We start from the raw sequence: 16301 nt of genomic DNA on the forward strand, positions 1-16301 counted from the left end.
TAGGGGTTGCCGTGTTTGTAGCCCGGGGTGACAACCCCGGGACCCGCCCCCTATTCTCTCTTCAAACTCTTCACCGGATTCACCATCGCGGCCCGAATCACCTCATAACTAACCGTTAGCAACGTAATACTAATCGCCAGCAATCCGGCAAAAACGAACACCAGCCAGTTAATACTAACCTTATATTCAAAATGCTCCAGCCAGCTATTCATCGCCCACCAGCCAATAGGAACAGCTATCACAACCGCCGCTGCCACCAGCTTCATAAAATCAAATGTCAGTAACCCTGTAATATTCAGCACAGACGCGCCCAACGCTTTACGCACACCAATTTCTTTCACCCGGCGTTCCGCCACATATGCCGACAGTCCCAGTAATCCCAGGCAGGATATAAATATGGCCAATGCAGCAGACAGTCCCGCCAATGCCTGCGTACGTTGTTCAGCATCAAACATCCTGGCGTATTGCTGATCTGTAAACTGATAATTGAACGGATAATTAGGATTATACCTATTAAAGATCTCTTCCGCTTTCTTCAGGTTCTCAGCAACAGATCTGGAAGTAGTAAACCTGATATGCATCGTATTAAACCAGCTTGCAGGCCCTTCAATCACTACCGGTGGCACAGTTCCATAAGAAGAACCTATTACATAATCCTTCACTACACCTACCACCTTCCAGTTCTTATTGGCTCCGGGCTCACGGATAATCTGTCCTATAGGATCTTTGAATCCCATCACCTTCACAGCAGTTTCATTCAGCATAACAGCAAAACTATCTGCCGGGTACCGATTGATATCAATATCCCTTCCTGCTTTCAACTGCAATCCCACCGTTTTAACGAGATCTGCGTCAGCACTGAACAAAGCGATAGTACCTGAAAAATCAGGCTGTTTACCTTCCCAATCCAGTCCCCACATATTACTACCACGTTCTGTAATAGCAGACATCGTTTTGGTAACTGACGAAGCAATGCCTTCACTGATCAGATCATGTCTGATCAGCGCATAATGTTTCGCAATATCTCCATCAAAATTCACATTGATCAGATTACTCCTGGAATAGCCGGTCTCCCGCTCCTGGGCATACCTGATCTGGTTACGGATAACAATTGTAGAGATGATCAGGATGACAGCAAACGTAAACTGGAATATCACCAGGACCTTCCTGGGCGATAATATCCCTTCCCTGCCCCTGAATCCGCCTTTCAGTACACTAACAGGTTTAAAAGCAGAAAGATAAAAGGCAGGATAACTCCCGGCCAATAACCCGGTGATCAATATAAAGCCCAGGGCACTCACCCAGAAGCCTGTATTACCATAAGGAATAGAAAGCGGCACATTTACCAGCTGGTTAAAATAAGGCATGGCCTGATGCACGATCACCAGTGCAATAGCACCAGCAATAAACGACATCAGCAGCGCTTCCGTCATAAACTGGGCGATCAGCATCCCCTTCCCTGCACCCGCCACCTTACGCACACCTACTTCCTTTGCACGTTTCTCACTCTTGGCAGTGCTCAGGTTAACAAAATTGATACAGGCAATTAACAGGATCAATATCACAACGATCGCAAACAACTGCACCACTTCTATACGTCCTCCTGAAGGCTTTCCATTCTTGAATACTGCATAAAGATGCCATTGCTCAAGCGGGAAAAGGAAGTGTGTCCAGATCTCAGGATTGCCGGAGTAACGTCTGGCAATTCCTGCTATCTTATCGTTGAAGGCTGCTACATTGGCATTAGGCTTCAGCAATACAAATGTCGATACATTGTTACTGAGCCAGCTGTCGTTATTCCACCCTATTTTATGCAGGTAATCCCAGGGCAACAGGTAGTCAAAATCGAAACGGGTATTTGACGGCAGATGTTTCAATACCGCCGTTACCTGGAAATAATCAACAGAATCGATCCTGATCACCTTATTCAGGGCATCTTCCTTCCCAAAGAGTTTCTCCGCCAACTCTTCCGTAATAACGATGGAATTGATCTGCTTCAGCGGCTCCTTGTTTGTTTCACTGACAGCCGGGAAACTGAACATCCGGAGGAATGCAGGATCAACGAAGCCACCGTTGATGCCTGTAAAACGTTTATCCCCGGCAGTAAGCAGAAAACTACTAACACCCGCAAATCGCGCCGTACTTTCTACTTCCCCAAAGTCCTTCTTCAAAGCCGGTCCCAGGGGCTGTTCTGTCTGATTGATCACGATCTGAGAACCATCTACAGCAGTCAGCCCCTGCACCTCGTACAAGCGATCTTTGTGTTCATGAAACTTATCAAAACTGACCTCGTTCTGCAGCCATAGAAATACCAATCCTGCCGCCGCCATACCTACGGCCAAACCGGAAATATTAATAATGGAAAAGCGTTTGGTGGACAGCAAACTGCGCCAGGCGATCTTCAGGTGGTTTCTTATCATAAGGGATCCGCTTTAGAAAGTGATTTTCACAGAAGGCTGGACGCAAGGGATATGCCAATGCCGCGGAAAGCTCTTTAACAGCTGATTAATAATTATTTATTTTCATATATGTTCAGTTTTACTGGCAAAACTGTTCGGTTTTAGTACAAGTATACAAACAAAACTCCCGGACAGCTTTCGCCACCCGGGAGATTAAATATATAACTAAACAACTTTTACTTTAACGTCGCAACGTCCAGTTTTGGTGCGTCCACCAGTTTATCTGTCATACCGGTCGGCAGATACGGTCTTCCCCCGGTAGCGGCTACACAGGTACCAGTAAATACTGCGGTGGTCATTACTTTCCCATTCAGAATGATAGATTGTTTGAAATGCAATCTCGGTTGACCACCCGCATCTGCAAACAGCTCACAGGTCACAGTAAATTCGTCATCTTTCTTCAGTGAGCGCAGGAACTTGATAGTATACTGGGATAGTACCATATGAATACCTTTAGCCGCTTCCTCTGCGAAGTCAAATCCCAGCACTTCCCTGATATAGTCATGACGGCAATATTCCATATAGAAAGGGTAATATAACCCATCCATGATACCCTGCACGTCGATATGCTCTTCCTTTACTTTATAGACTTTTGAATATTCCATGTGTGACCTTTGGTTTTTATGCCGGCAAAGATAAGCCTTGGCCGGCTGATTTCTTGCATCTGCGTATCCCCGATTCCGGGGATATATTGTGCATTACTATTTGACAGTTCTGACAGATATTCAGTAACTTACAGTAATCTCAAAAAATACCATGATGGGTAAACAAAAAGGCCTTTTCCCATTTACCGGTCCACTGGGAAATAAAATAGGCTACCGCAGGGGAAACAACTATTTCTACAGGGAAAGACCCCAACACGTAAACCGGACCATTGCAACTAAAAAAGCAGCCACCGATTTCGGCACGGCCAGCCATTGCGCTTGCCTGATCCGGAAATCACTCAGCCATTACCTCCGCAGACATAGAAGCGATGACCTGATTAACAGGCTCAATACCGCCTTTATCGACATTGTAAATGCCGATACGTGCAACCGTAGTGGTCAGCGCGTACCCGACACGATACATATTCATTCATTGAAGGGCTTTCAGTTTAATGAAGCCACCGGCATCAACCAATTACTGACAGCAGCGCCCCTCATAGAGAAAGATGATACCGGAAAGATCAGCGTCGCCTTACCCGCAAAAGCGATCAACTCCCGGAAAATACCCGCAGGTGTTACTCACTTCACCATAACAGCCATCGCCTTGTCCCTGAACTTTTCCCGGCACAAAGGCCAACTGAGTACCAGCCACACAGCCGTTATCAAACGTGGAGAACACCATGAGCCACTCACACTCACAATAGACAAAAGTAGTCAGGAACTTACCCTGATCCTGTTAGAAGTCCGTTCAGCCTCCATGGTAAACGGACAGCTGTATTACTCAAACAGTAAAACCGCCAGTGCACTGGACATTATCTCCGTCATTCCCCCGGTTAAGCCACCACGCCACATCAGAAGGAATTTCCGCAACAAAACACCCCGGTGCTGGGCTATTCCAACATATACCACTCCTATAACACAGCCTGCACACAAATTACCCGTTTCCTTTATCCCACTACCAGGCGACTAGTACCACTACCTGGAGATTACCCCCCGGAGATCAATGCCCGGAGATTAATCCCTTCGACACTCCCATCAGACGTCCAATATATGCCAGCAGCCAGCTGCAGGTTGTATCTTCATGCCCCGCCACCATTATTTACACGTATTCTCTCCTTTTACCCCGGTCAGTTTTCTCCTCACTACATCCCCAAAGCAGAAAAAAAGGCATCCCAACGACTCAAAGGCTTCCCTGAAGAATCATTATAGCCCGTTTTTAGCCTCTTTTCTACAGGTCCACCTCACCTCCACGACAAAGCCTATGCAATAGCGGGTATACGTCTACCACAAGGCTTGATACTCCCCTTTTTTCGTTTAATAAGCTAGAATAAGCTAGTGCCAGACAGTAACCGGAGCGCAAGTCCGCCTACCGACATCCCATACTGAAACCGAAGCTACTTAGCGTAACTGAAAAGAGAAAACACCAGCCAACCAACGCTACTTAACGTAAATGAAAAGAGGTTGCATCAAAAGATACAACCCCTATGTCGTCTAATGGTTAAAACTATTACAGCCTGAATAACGCCGCCAGTATAAACCTCGTCTCAGACTTCACCAGGTCAGGACGCCAGTTAGGATCCAACGGCGTAGTAGAATAACCCGTCTGGGAAGTCACCCCTCCTTCTCCCGCAAAATAAGGTACATCAGCATGTCTGTTCACCAGCTCAAACCTGAAAGTGATACTCTGGTTCGGCATATAATCGAAGTTGGTCGACATATCCCACCCCTTGAACTTGTCGCCAGGATTAGCACTGAACGGGAACGCACCTTCTGTCCTGGTAGGATCAAGTGGATTAGGCAAAGGACTCGCCTGACCAGTTGGATAAAGCACTAAATACCTGCCGGGGTTAGTCATCACACCACCACCCACAGTCCACGCAAATTTGTTCCTGTTGAACCATACACGGTTGTAAAACATACCGCTCAGGAAATACTGTGCAGGACCATTCTTATCGCTGTCTTTAAACCCATTTACACCACCGCCTTTTTCAAAACCAACATCACCTGTCAGCGAGAAAGCCATTCTGCTGATACCTTTTGACTTTGGCTTATTATAATACCTTACCAGTAAACTGTTATCGGAGTGGAAGCGCTTTCTGTCGGGAATACCTGCAGCATCGGAGCCATAGTAGTCATTGGTCAGTGCTTTCAGGTTACTGTTGTCAGACATGTAGGTAAAGTTAAAGCCGAATCCAGGCATCTTATTGAATTTGCCATAGCTCTGCCAGCCATTGATGATCCAGGGCTCGATCTTGATGTTCTTTGTAGGGAAGATCTGGATACGCAGACCATTGAAGAACCAGGGAGTATTGTCTGAAGTAAAGGAAGCCTGGTATTCCCAGTTCTCCGGCTGATAATAGGAGTTCAGGCCAACATAGCTCATGAACATACCCGCATCGATATTGATACCATACCATTTATTGATGTGATATCCGGCATAAGCCTCACTTAAATAACGGTATGCATTGGCAAGCTGGTACTGTCCGCGGTAAGGACTGTAATCATTTCGTGGCACCACGATAGAACGTGTACCAAACTGTGTCATGACCCTTGCCCTGGCGCCTTTATAATAGAAGTCGCCACCAAAATGCAGGGCAGAAAGTTGTACTTCATTATTACGGGCCAGCGCGGTAGAGCCTACCACAGTATTATCATTGGGCTTATTGAATGAATGTGTATAGTTGATATCCATCATAATACTTGGAGTGAAGAATTTCATGTTCTGAAATGCCGGGTTCTCCCTTCTATCGTTACCATTCTGCCAGGTCTGATCAATGCCGTCAAATGGTACTTTCTCCGTAGTTGCTGTGGTGTCTTGCGCAATAGTGCAGATAGTTTTTGATGCCAGTGCGAATACCAGTAATGCTTTTTTCATTTGTTTGTATTGTTTGGTTCCCATATTAAACAAGTTGCCTAATAGTATAGTACGATATGCCAAAGCATGTACCATTCCGTGCAATCATATCCTCATAAAAAAGCCCCAACCCAATACCATAGACTGTTTCAGGTAGTGCCAATGCATATGCCACAAGAGGTAAAAACATTAAAAAAGTCTCTCATCTTGAGAAGGTTTTATCAGAATGGCAGGTCATTATTCATGGAAGCTGTTGTCCTTTTTCAGTATTCCGAAATCAACTATTAATATTTTTTATTACTTTCCTGTTTTAATGTCCCTGAAAAGGACAACAGATGAGACGATTTTACCATTAAATACAGCAGATCATATTTTTTAGCACTATGCAACAGCATCCGACAATTACGACATTATTCCTGGACATAGGCGGCGTATTATTAAGCAATGGCTGGGACCGCGCCGCAAGAAGAGAGGCAGCCGCCAGATTCTCGCTGGACCTTCCTGAGCTGGAAGAACGCCATCACCTCACATTTGATACGTATGAGGAAGGCAAACTGACACTGGACGAATACCTGCATAGAACGGTGTTCTATGAACCAAGGAATTTTACACAGGAGGAGTTCAGGTCGTTCATGTTCTCCGTTACCACGGCGATCCCTGAAATGATAGACCTCGTATGTAAGATCAAAGCAAAATATGGTATCAAGATCGCTGTTGTCAATAATGAAGGCAGGGAATTAAATGAATACCGCATCCGGCAATTTGGCATCAATAAGTTCGTAGACTTCTTCATTTCCTCCTGTTTTGTGCATTTCAGGAAACCTGATGCCGACATCTGGCGTATCGCACTGGACATTGCACTGGTAAAGCCGGAAGAAGTGTTATATATCGATGACAGGGCCATGTTCGTATCCGTAGCAGAAGGTCTGGGTATTAACGGTCTTCAGCATAAAACATATGAAGCAACAAAAGCGAACCTGGAAAAATATGGCTTTGTAGTAGATTGATTATTTATGTGGCCGTTCCCCCGGGAACGAATAAACCCGTTTCTATTGCATGATCATCACTGAATAAATGCAATAAAAACGGGTTTCTTATAATTACTTTGCTAAGCCCTCTTGTTTTGGTATTGTTGCTCCCTTACACGCTCTCCCGAAGGGATTTTCATCTTCATTATCTCCTTAACATATTTCGTTTTCTTCTCAAACACCAGATAAATCGCGTATGCACTCACCAGGGAAATCCCGATAGCAGCCAGGTAATAACCAATGGATACGGCATTGATGGATTGACTTTTGGGGAATCCAAAGTGTACCAGCATATACACTATCGGTAGGTGGGTCAGATATAAAGTATATGAAAAATCAGCCAGCCTGGTGCCAAACTTATTTAAAAAGATACCCAAACTGTTTTTCGGCCTACGGTGTATCACCTGCTGCACAATAAGGCACATAGAGATCCCCAGGCACAATTCACAAACAGTCCTGATATTGTCTATATTCTGTAGTTTAAACGTACGGCTCTCTGTACCATAGATCTGAAGCACTACCATAGAGCCTATGAGTGCAACGATACCTGTGACCAGCAAAAAATTGCTCTTTTTGATATAAGAGAAAGACAAGGCGCCCAGCAACCATATAAAAAGATGACTGGCCTTCAGATGCGAAAATATTAAGAAGCAGATAAACAGGAGAAAGACGGCTATATACCTGTTGCCATCCTTCGAAGTTGTTAACCACCAGGCAGCAGCCCCCATCAGGACATAAAACCATACCTCATATGCCAATGACCATAATGGTCCGCTAACCCAGGGTACCAATATGCCCTGCAGTGAGAGTATGTTCCCTATATAGTCGATAACAGTGAACTTTTCACCGATAATTGTATTTGATATAATAATCAGTATTAGGGCGGAAAGCAGCGGCAGCATGATGCGCACCGTTCTGTCAAGCACATACGATCTCAGGTCAAATGTACCGGCCCTCAACCGTTGTATCACCTTCCCACCAACAAGGAAGCCACTGAGTACGAAAAAAAGCAGCACCGCTTCGTGCGCAATGCGGGTAAACAGGAAGAAAATTGAGGTCTGGAGGGTCTTGTCAGACGCAGGCAATAAACCATATTCGACAAATAACATCGTGCGACAGTGGGTTGTAACAACCACCAGGGAGGCTAAGCCCCTGAACAGATCTAACCAATAATAATGTTCTGGATTCTTATTTTGTAACATAACACATGAATTTCTGAGGTTCGCATAAATACTAGCTTTTCATCTTCTTCGTGGACCGGTCACTGTCTTGCAGAACAGTTTCGCATATTTGGTACTGATTATTTGGAGCTCTTCTTTTGGGATGTCGCGAATGTATATAAATCTGGCTTTCTGGCAAAAGTTTTTTATTGCAATCGAAGTCCAGTTGGGCTACAAACATGTGTCCTTTTATCTCTACTACTGCTCCACCGCCTTATTCCTATTCCTATACTCCGACGGCGACATCCCCATCAGCTTCGAAAACATCCTCGAAAAATAATACTGATCCTCTACCCCCAACCTGTTCGCCACCTCCTTCACAGTCGCATTCGAAAACATCAGGTACTGACACGCCTTCTGGATCTTCAGATGATTAAAATACTCTATAGGAGAATACCCCGTCTTCTCGCGGAATACCGCAGAGAAATGAGACACCGACAACCCCGCATAACCCGACAACTCCTGCAACGTAATCACCTGGCCCAGCCGCTCCTGCATCATCCCTATCGTATGTGCAATCACGTCATCCGGCTGTTCCTTCCCCGCATAGTTAAACTTCTCCTCGTACAACAACGAAGAAAGAAAATGATTGAAGATCATATTCACATAACGAAGATTATCCCCGCTATACCCCTTCTGCAGATTCAGACAGATCTCCTCAAACAATCGGATACGGGTTTCATTATATGTCAGATGCAGCTTATAACTCTTGGCCCGTTGCAAGATAAGTTCTACTATGAAAGCGGATATATCCCCTTTAAAATGTATCCAGTAAATTGTCCATGGGTCCTGCTCATCCGACATATATTTATGTGCCATACCGGAAGGGATGATCATAAACTGTGAAGGCAGCACATCAATCCGCTTTTTGTCTATCTCGATCCAGCCCCGCCCCTCTATACAATAGATAATAATATGCTGTCCCGCCCCAACCGTTCGCTTCACATAGTGATAACGTGCTCTCGGATAATACCCTATATCCGTAATGTACAACTGCCGGGTAATAGGATCCTTCGTCAGGAAATCTGCCGCGATCTTCTTAGGCACCACTATCAGCTGCTGCCCCTCAAACCCCTCCCGTTTTTTAAGTGCTTTCTCTTTCATATTTCATGGAATCCGGACCAAGATACAAAAACCAGAAAATAATCCATCATTTTCATAAGAAACACTATTTCCCCCCTGATAGTGAAACCCGAAATTTGAACCGGAAATAAAATACGATTCCACGACATCAGCAAACCAACAACAGACATCCTACACGGGTACTTAGTATCAATCAGCATTTCAAAACACCAGGCAAATTCATGTTATGAAAAAAATTTTATCCCTGTTTATCCTGCTGTTATCACTCAACACATGGATATCAGCACAAGACAAGGCACCAGGGGGCAAGGTGCTGGATGCAGCATCAGGCAAACCACTACCCTTCGTCACCATTACAAACACAACTAACAAAGGGGCTTCCATGAAAGCGGATGCCGACGGACAGTTTCCCCTGCCTGCAGCAAAAGCCGTCCTGAGCTTCCGGTTCGTGGGCTATAAAACACAGACCGTTACCTTCAACCCCGGACAAACATCGCTTGTTATAAGAATGGAAACAGAGGTCTCCGGACTGGATGAAGTCGTAGTGATCGGTTACGGTCAGCAGAAAAAGAAAGACATCACCAGTGCAGTATCCAGCATCTCCGGCAAAGAGATCTCCGAACTGCCTGCCACCTCTATTAACAGCGCCCTACAGGCTAAAGTGCCCGGTGTACAGATCACCAGCGCTGGCTATGAACCAGGCGCCGGTACTAACATCAGGATCAGGGGCATCAACTCCATCACACAGGGCGACGGCCCTATTTATGTAGTGGACGGTGTCATCCTGACCGGCGATATCAGAGAGATCAACCCATACGACATTGAATCCATAGACGTGCTGAAAGATGCTTCCGCAGCAGCGATATATGGCGCCCGTGCAGCAGCCGGCGTAGTGATCATCACTACAAAAAAGGCGAAGACCGGCCGCGCTTCCGTTGATTATAACGGCTACTACGGTGCACAAAAAATCGTTAAGACCTACGACTTCATAGACGGCGCCCAGTACGGCTATCTCCGCCGCCTGGCATGGGCTGATGAAGATCCGAACGCCTGGCCAATGAACAACCCGGAAACAGACAAACAGATATTCAGCGCAGATGAGCTGAAAAGCCTGGCCGAAGGTAAGACCTACGACTGGCCATCCACCATCACACAGGTGGGCCAGCAGCAGAGCCATACCCTGAGTATTTCCAATGGTATCGGCAAAAACAAGGTGTACCTGAGCGGCAACTACCTCAACCAGGACGGTATCATCAAAGGGTCTAACATGAAACGTTATGCCCTGAAAGCGAACCTGGAATCGGCCGTAACAGATAAACTGACCATTGGCATGAATACCAACTATTCCCATATTCAGACCAGCATCGTCAGCAATGAGGCCTACTACACAGCCGTAACCATGAGCCCTCTGCGGCCTATTTACGACTCCACCGGCAAACCAACGGTCACAATAGATCCCAGTACCGGCAACCTTACTTCCAACAATCCCCTCGCCCTGGCGCTCGATGCCATCAACCACCGCATAGACGACAGGCTGATAGGCAACATGTACCTGGATTATAAACTGCTGCCCGGACTGAGCTTCCGTTCCAACCTCGGTGCAGATATCTATAAGAACCAGCAGTTTGAATACTATCCAAGGAACACCAGCACCGGCTACCTGCAGAAAGGTGTAGCGAAAGTGCAGAACTTCGGTTACCGCGACTGGCTCTGGGAAAATACCATGACCTACGACTATAACCCTTCTGAAGATCACTCCCTCAACCTCCTCTCTGGTTTCACCTTCCAGAAAAGAAGACAGGAGTGGAACTTCGAACAGGCCTCCGGTTTCCCGACAGATGAACTGACCTATAAAAACATGAACCTGGCCACCAGGAGGGATTATATTTCCAGCGACTACTTCAACTGGGCTACCAGCTCACTGCTCGGTAGGGCCATCTATAAATACAAACAACGTTATATCCTGAACTTCACCGCCCGTTACGATGGATCTTCCCGCTTCGGTGCAGAGAACCGTTACGGCTTCTTCCCTTCTATCAGTGGTGCATGGCGACTGATCGATGAACCATTCCTGGGTGTAAAGATCAAATCACACGTCAGCGATGCCAAGATCAGGGTCAGCTATGGTATCATCGGTAACCAGGACGTTTCCTACGACAAGATATTCTCACAGATGAACGCCGCCACCTATCCATTCAATGGCAGCACACAATCCAGCGGCTACCAGATAGGCAGCAACAAAGGCAATAGCGCACTGAAATGGGAAAGCCAGCATCAGTTCAACGCCGGCTTTGACCTCGGATTGCTGAACAACAGGATCCAGATGACATTCGACTTCTACAACAAGAATATCAAAAACCTCCTGTTACAAAACACACTGGCGCCATCACAGGGCTTCGATGCAACGATGATCAATGTTGCGTCTATGAACACAAGGGGTATGGATATCGGACTGAAAATATACCCTGTTAAGACGCCTAACTTCGACTGGCAGATGGATCTTAACTGGTCTAAATATAAATCCAAAGTAACCGCACTGCTGCCCGGTAGAGACTCTCTCAGCCCTTATCTGAAAGTGGGTGAAGCGCCCAACAGCCTGATCGTCGATTATGTGTTTGACGGTATCTATAACAAAGGAGATGATTTTAAGCTGAACCCTACCGGCAAACCAGGTGATGTGCGTATCAAAGACCTGAACAACGACGGCATCATCAATCAATATGACAGAGCTATAGTAGGCCGTACTACTCCTAAAGCCTGGGGCGGTATCTGGAACTACTTCAGGTACAAACGCGTATCAATGACGGTATTCGCAAGCTACATGTATGGCCATGACATCTACAACAAGGCTTATATGGATTATGTCTATTCCGACGGCCGCAGAGTGATCCTGAAAGATGGACTGAACTACTGGACATCGGAAAATACAAATACCAACATCCCACGTCCGAATGCATTCGGTAGCTCTACCAGGACACTGCCACAGGGTTCTTCCAGCTTTGCAGTACAGAAAGGCGACTTCCTTCGCATCAGGAATATCACCCTGGCATACGACTTCTCTCCGACCCTTTTATCTAAACTGAAAATAAGGTCGCTGAACGTATACGCCCAGGCAATGGAACCATTCCTGTTCACCGGGTATAAAGGCACCGATCCTGAAATAGGCGTGGCACAAGGGGCGTACGATATCTATCCCCGCTTCAGGACCTATCTGTTCGGTTTAAAAATGGGCTTATAATCTCCTAAAAATGACACTTATGCAAACGCATCGCTATATACTGTTCTTTACCTTACTCGCCGGAGTACTCTTTTCCGGTTGCAGTAAACAACTTGATATTAAACCGGAGGTATTCGTTTCTCCGGAAGAACTATACAAAGACGAAGCCGGAATTACGGCCGGCATCACCGGTATCTACCGCCAACTGCTGGTACTGAAAAGATCAGACTATGCTGTAGTCGGCATGGTGGGCACCGATGAAGCGAAGATGACCACCTTCGTACCCACCTGGGGACCTTACTGGCAGGGATTTGCAGCGGTGAATAGCTACTCTCCGCTGATGACCGCACAGAACGACGTCGTGCAGGGTTTCTGGATTAACAGTTATAAGGGCATCAACAACGCCAATACCGCCATAAAATATATACAGCCATCTGCTGTGAATGAAGACTTCAAAGCACGTGCACTGGGAGAAGCAAAGTTCATGCGCGCATTATTCTACTTCTACCTGGTACAGTTGTATGGTGGTGTGCCAATGCCTACCGATGTTGACAACCCCGACGCTGTGAGAGATGGCTATCCACGCAGTACAGCAGAAGATGTCTACAAGCTGGTAATATCCGACCTGCAGTATGCGGCCGAACATTTAAGCAGCAAAGGAAGCAATGGAATCGATGCAGGTCATGCCACCCAGGAGGCGGCGATCGCATTGCTTGGCAAGGTCTATCTTACACACAAAGATTACGCCCTGGCTAAAAACACACTGGAACCCTTGCTGACGTCTTCAAAGACAAGCCTCATGCCGGTATATGCCGACCTGTTCGTAGAGAAAAATGAAAACAATATCGAGTCTTTGTTTGAAGTACAGTTCTCCAATGAACCAGACAATACCAGCAACATGGCCAATAACACCGGCGCATGGCAGATCAACTCTCCCGGCCTTAGTGGCGCCGGCGGACACGTGATCATTCCCACTGATTACTTCTTTAACAGTTTCGAAGACAGTGATCTCAGAAAAGATGCAACATTCCGCACGGTGTTCTATGATGTAAACGGAAACCTCGTTGATTATTCCTGGTGGGCTGATGTAGGCAAACCGCATGTGAAGAAATTTGATATCACCAAAGGAGTATCCGTAAGCGGCTCTCTGTCGTCCAGGAATATGTATTACCTCCGTCTTGCAGACGCCATACTGATGTATGCAGAAGCTGTCAACGAACTGAACGACGTACCAACCGCCCTGGCTAATCTGAATAAGATCAGGCAGCGCGCCGGTCTGCCTAAATATGAAGATGCACATGGCGGTGTACCATCCCAGGACCAGCTGCGTACTGAGATCATGATGGAGCGTATGCGTGAACTGGGCTTCGAAGGATGGAGATGGTTCGACCTGAAAAGGACCGGAACCCTGCTGAATGCGGTAGGTACCAACAATCCTGATGCAACGCCTAATATCCAGCCTAAACACCTGCTGTATCCGATCCCGGCAAAAGAATTTGAGAACAATCCGAAACTTACACCTAAAGACCAAAATGAGGGTTACTAATCCATGAAGATCATCCGTAACATATCATTTGCCGGCCTGCTTTGCATGGTATCCGGAAATATACTGGCACAGACAGTCACATCATCGGCCGACAGTCTGGTGGTGTCCAATGCGCACGTGCAACTAACGGTAGACAGTCACACCGGCAGGGTCAACTACCTGTTCAGCAACGGCGTACGGCTGCAGAACACCATCGCCACGGTAGAAGAGTTGACTAATGGAAAACTCGCCAGTACTGATTTCTCTCAGCATAAGTACAGTACATCTCCCATGCAGGACGCTTCCGGCAAAGGTGTTACCATCTCCATCATACACAGTGATCCTTCCAGACCTTTAAAACTCGAACAACACATAACAGTCTACGCACAATCGTCTCACCTGCTGCTCAATGTACAGGCCATAGGTGACGCGACACTGGAAACGCGTAACATCTCTCCATTAACCATTATCCCGGAACAGCAGGCTTACCTGTTTGTTCCGGGTAATGCACCCCGCATCCTGGACGTTCCCTTCGACAATGATAACTGGGTACCGGTTATTACCCGTCAATGGCCTTCCGCCTCTGGCATGAGTTATGAATTCACTTCTGTGTATGACCAGCATAGTCTTTCCGGGCTGGTAACAGGCAGTGTAACACACGACTTCTGGAAAACCGGCTTCCGTTACGGAACAGGCAAAGAAACCGGCCGTATCGATTCTTTTATCGTATATGGAGGGGCCGCTACCGCGGATGACAAATCCTTACAGCCGGCTTACGGCGGATTGGATGGCACCCACGACCACACGCCTCACGGCACGATGCTGGGCAAAACGCTGACTTCTCCGCTCATCTACCTGGCTGCCGATACAGATACCCGTAAGGCATTTACCACCTACGGACAGGTAAACGTGCAAGTAGCAGGCCGCAGTGAATGGAAAGGCGAAGCTCCCTTTTACTGGAACAGCTTCGGTGTGGAAGGGGTACTGGGTTATAGCAAGGTAATGATGCCACCCGGTGTCATCAAAATATCCGACTTCCTTGCCACCCTGGACAACTTCAACAAATATGCCCCTCCGGTGCTCAGCGTTGACTCGTATGACCAATCCATATACACAACCTCACTGCTGACGTCTTTGGCCAGATATGGGCAGAAAAAGCGGCAACAAATGGGCTTTTATTTTATACCTTTCGCCGTGTGGACCTGGAAGAACTCCCTGGACAATCCATTGGCAGGTACACAAACACCCCTGAGTGAAGTTGTGCTAAAGGATAAGAACAGGCAACCTATTATGTACAAAGAAGGCGACTGGGCCTGTTACCCGATCGATCCTTCCCACCCGGCTACAAGAGCCTCCATCATTCAGCAATTACAAAAGGCAAAGGCAATCCATGCCACCTTTATCAAAATAGACTTCCTGACCGCCGGCGCGCTGGAATCCAGCACCCGGTACAACCGCAATACCCGTTCAGGTATGCAGGCATACAACGAGGGAATGAAAATGCTCCGCTCACTGGTGGATTCCATCATGGGGCCCGATATCTTTATCACACAGGCTATCTCCCCCATGTTCCCCCATCAGTATGCACATACCCGCTTCATCTCTACAGATGTGTACTCCCACCTGCGGGATGATCAGCCGGGATTCCCCCATTGGGGCAGCACAGCCGCTTCACTCATGGCCGGCTCCCATATGTCGTGGATGCAGGGAACATTGTGGCCGTTCACCAACCTGGACGTGATCGTGATGAAGAACTTCCAGAACAACCCTGACCTCAGCGAACAGGAGATCAAGGTGCGCCTCTATGCCATGATGGTAATGGGCAGCATCCTGGGAGACGGCTCTGACTTCCGTCAGAAACTAGCGGCAGAGAGAGCGAAGAAGTTCCTGAACCATCCGGCAGTATGTGCCTGGTTCAGCCATCCTGTAGCCTTTACGCCAGTCAGCATGTCTGACGGCGATACCCAGGACCAGCAGATGACCTTCTTCCACAAGGGAGATACAACCCTGCTGGCAATGTTCAACTTCATAAAGGACAAATCCTTTGACGCCAGCTGGCAAACGGCAGACGTGGCAGACAAAAGGCACTATGAGATCAGGGATTTTATGACAGACGCCGTACTGGGAGAGATCAGCAATGGTCAGTCTTCCTTTACGCTGACAGTGCCTCCTAAAGATGCGTTATTAGTTAAACTCGTCCCACGGGACTAAAAGAATAAACCAATCCCAGCGATTAGCCATAAACTGGTCCCTGGTGATAAAAAACATAAA

10 protein-coding genes are annotated in these 16301 nt (G+C 47.0%); 5 read left to right on the plus strand and 5 right to left on the minus strand.

The annotated features are described in order from the left end of the window. Positions 1-50: 50 nt before the first annotated feature. Both BLR32_RS29890 and BLR32_RS29895 read right to left on the minus strand, forming a co-directional pair. Positions 51-2420: an ABC transporter permease gene (locus BLR32_RS29890; RefSeq protein WP_089837646.1), complete on the minus strand. Its 2370-nt coding sequence runs from the start codon at positions 2418-2420 to the stop codon at positions 51-53. A gap of 215 nt (positions 2421-2635) precedes the next feature. Further along, positions 2636-3064, minus strand: coding sequence for a thioesterase family protein (locus tag BLR32_RS29895; RefSeq protein ID WP_089837647.1), 429 nt, complete (start codon positions 3062-3064; stop codon positions 2636-2638). 154 nt (positions 3065-3218) lie between these two features. Here BLR32_RS29895 and BLR32_RS29900 point away from each other — a divergent pair, with 154 nt between their 5' ends. Then, positions 3219-4073, plus strand: coding sequence for a hypothetical protein (locus BLR32_RS29900; RefSeq protein WP_218124277.1), 855 nt, complete (start codon positions 3219-3221; stop codon positions 4071-4073). A 537-nt stretch (positions 4074-4610) separates the two neighbouring features. Here the strand turns inward: BLR32_RS29900 and BLR32_RS29905 are convergent. After that, entirely contained in the window at positions 4611-5978 is a 1368-nt protein-coding gene (locus BLR32_RS29905) for a porin (protein WP_089837920.1), read from the minus strand. A 362-nt stretch (positions 5979-6340) separates the two neighbouring features. Here BLR32_RS29905 and BLR32_RS29910 point away from each other — a divergent pair, with 362 nt between their 5' ends. After that, positions 6341-6964 (plus strand): HAD family hydrolase, encoded by a 624-nt coding sequence (locus BLR32_RS29910; RefSeq protein WP_089837652.1) that lies wholly within the window; start codon positions 6341-6343, stop codon positions 6962-6964. Positions 6965-7065: 101 nt separating this feature from the next. Here BLR32_RS29910 and BLR32_RS29915 read toward each other — a convergent pair whose 3' ends face one another. Then, positions 7066-8187, minus strand: a complete 1122-nt coding sequence (locus BLR32_RS29915) for an acyltransferase family protein (protein ID WP_089837654.1) — start codon at positions 8185-8187, stop codon at positions 7066-7068. A 216-nt stretch (positions 8188-8403) separates the two neighbouring features. Next, complete coding sequence (locus BLR32_RS29920) at positions 8404-9309, minus strand: AraC family transcriptional regulator (RefSeq protein ID WP_089837656.1); 906 nt, start codon at positions 9307-9309, stop codon at positions 8404-8406. A 205-nt stretch (positions 9310-9514) separates the two neighbouring features. Between BLR32_RS29920 and BLR32_RS29930 the strand changes: the two genes are divergently transcribed. Genes BLR32_RS29930 through BLR32_RS29940 form a run of 3 tightly spaced genes read left to right on the plus strand, consistent with a single transcriptional unit; the run spans position 9515 to position 16241 of the window. After that, positions 9515-12526, plus strand: coding sequence for a SusC/RagA family TonB-linked outer membrane protein (locus BLR32_RS29930; RefSeq protein WP_089837659.1), 3012 nt, complete (start codon positions 9515-9517; stop codon positions 12524-12526). A 19-nt stretch (positions 12527-12545) separates the two neighbouring features. Then, entirely contained in the window at positions 12546-14051 is a 1506-nt protein-coding gene (locus BLR32_RS29935; RefSeq protein ID WP_176842478.1) for a RagB/SusD family nutrient uptake outer membrane protein, read from the plus strand. 3 nt (positions 14052-14054) lie between these two features. Beyond that, positions 14055-16241 (plus strand): alpha-galactosidase, encoded by a 2187-nt coding sequence (locus tag BLR32_RS29940; RefSeq protein WP_089837662.1) that lies wholly within the window; start codon positions 14055-14057, stop codon positions 16239-16241. The last annotated feature ends 60 nt before the right edge of the window (positions 16242-16301 follow it).

Source organism: Chitinophaga filiformis, from assembly GCF_900102545.1.
Taxonomy (GTDB): Bacteria; Bacteroidota; Bacteroidia; order Chitinophagales; family Chitinophagaceae; genus Chitinophaga; species Chitinophaga filiformis.

Excerpts from the sequence above, each read along its gene's own strand:
- BLR32_RS29890 (WP_089837646.1), bottom strand. The coding sequence starts at position 2,420 with ATGATAAGAAACCACCTGAAGATCGCCTGGCGCAGTTTGCTGTCCACC.
- BLR32_RS29895 (WP_089837647.1), bottom strand. The coding sequence starts at position 3,064 with ATGGAATATTCAAAAGTCTATAAAGTAAAGGAAGAGCATATCGACGTG.
- BLR32_RS29900 (WP_218124277.1), top strand. The coding sequence starts at position 3,219 with ATGGGTAAACAAAAAGGCCTTTTCCCATTTACCGGTCCACTGGGAAAT.
- BLR32_RS29905 (WP_089837920.1), bottom strand. The coding sequence starts at position 5,978 with ATGAAAAAAGCATTACTGGTATTCGCACTGGCATCAAAAACTATCTGC.
- BLR32_RS29910 (WP_089837652.1), top strand. The coding sequence starts at position 6,341 with ATGCAACAGCATCCGACAATTACGACATTATTCCTGGACATAGGCGGC.
- BLR32_RS29915 (WP_089837654.1), bottom strand. The coding sequence starts at position 8,187 with ATGTTACAAAATAAGAATCCAGAACATTATTATTGGTTAGATCTGTTC.
- BLR32_RS29920 (WP_089837656.1), bottom strand. The coding sequence starts at position 9,309 with ATGAAAGAGAAAGCACTTAAAAAACGGGAGGGGTTTGAGGGGCAGCAG.
- BLR32_RS29930 (WP_089837659.1), top strand. The coding sequence starts at position 9,515 with ATGAAAAAAATTTTATCCCTGTTTATCCTGCTGTTATCACTCAACACA.
- BLR32_RS29935 (WP_176842478.1), top strand. The coding sequence starts at position 12,546 with ATGCAAACGCATCGCTATATACTGTTCTTTACCTTACTCGCCGGAGTA.
- BLR32_RS29940 (WP_089837662.1), top strand. The coding sequence starts at position 14,055 with ATGAAGATCATCCGTAACATATCATTTGCCGGCCTGCTTTGCATGGTA.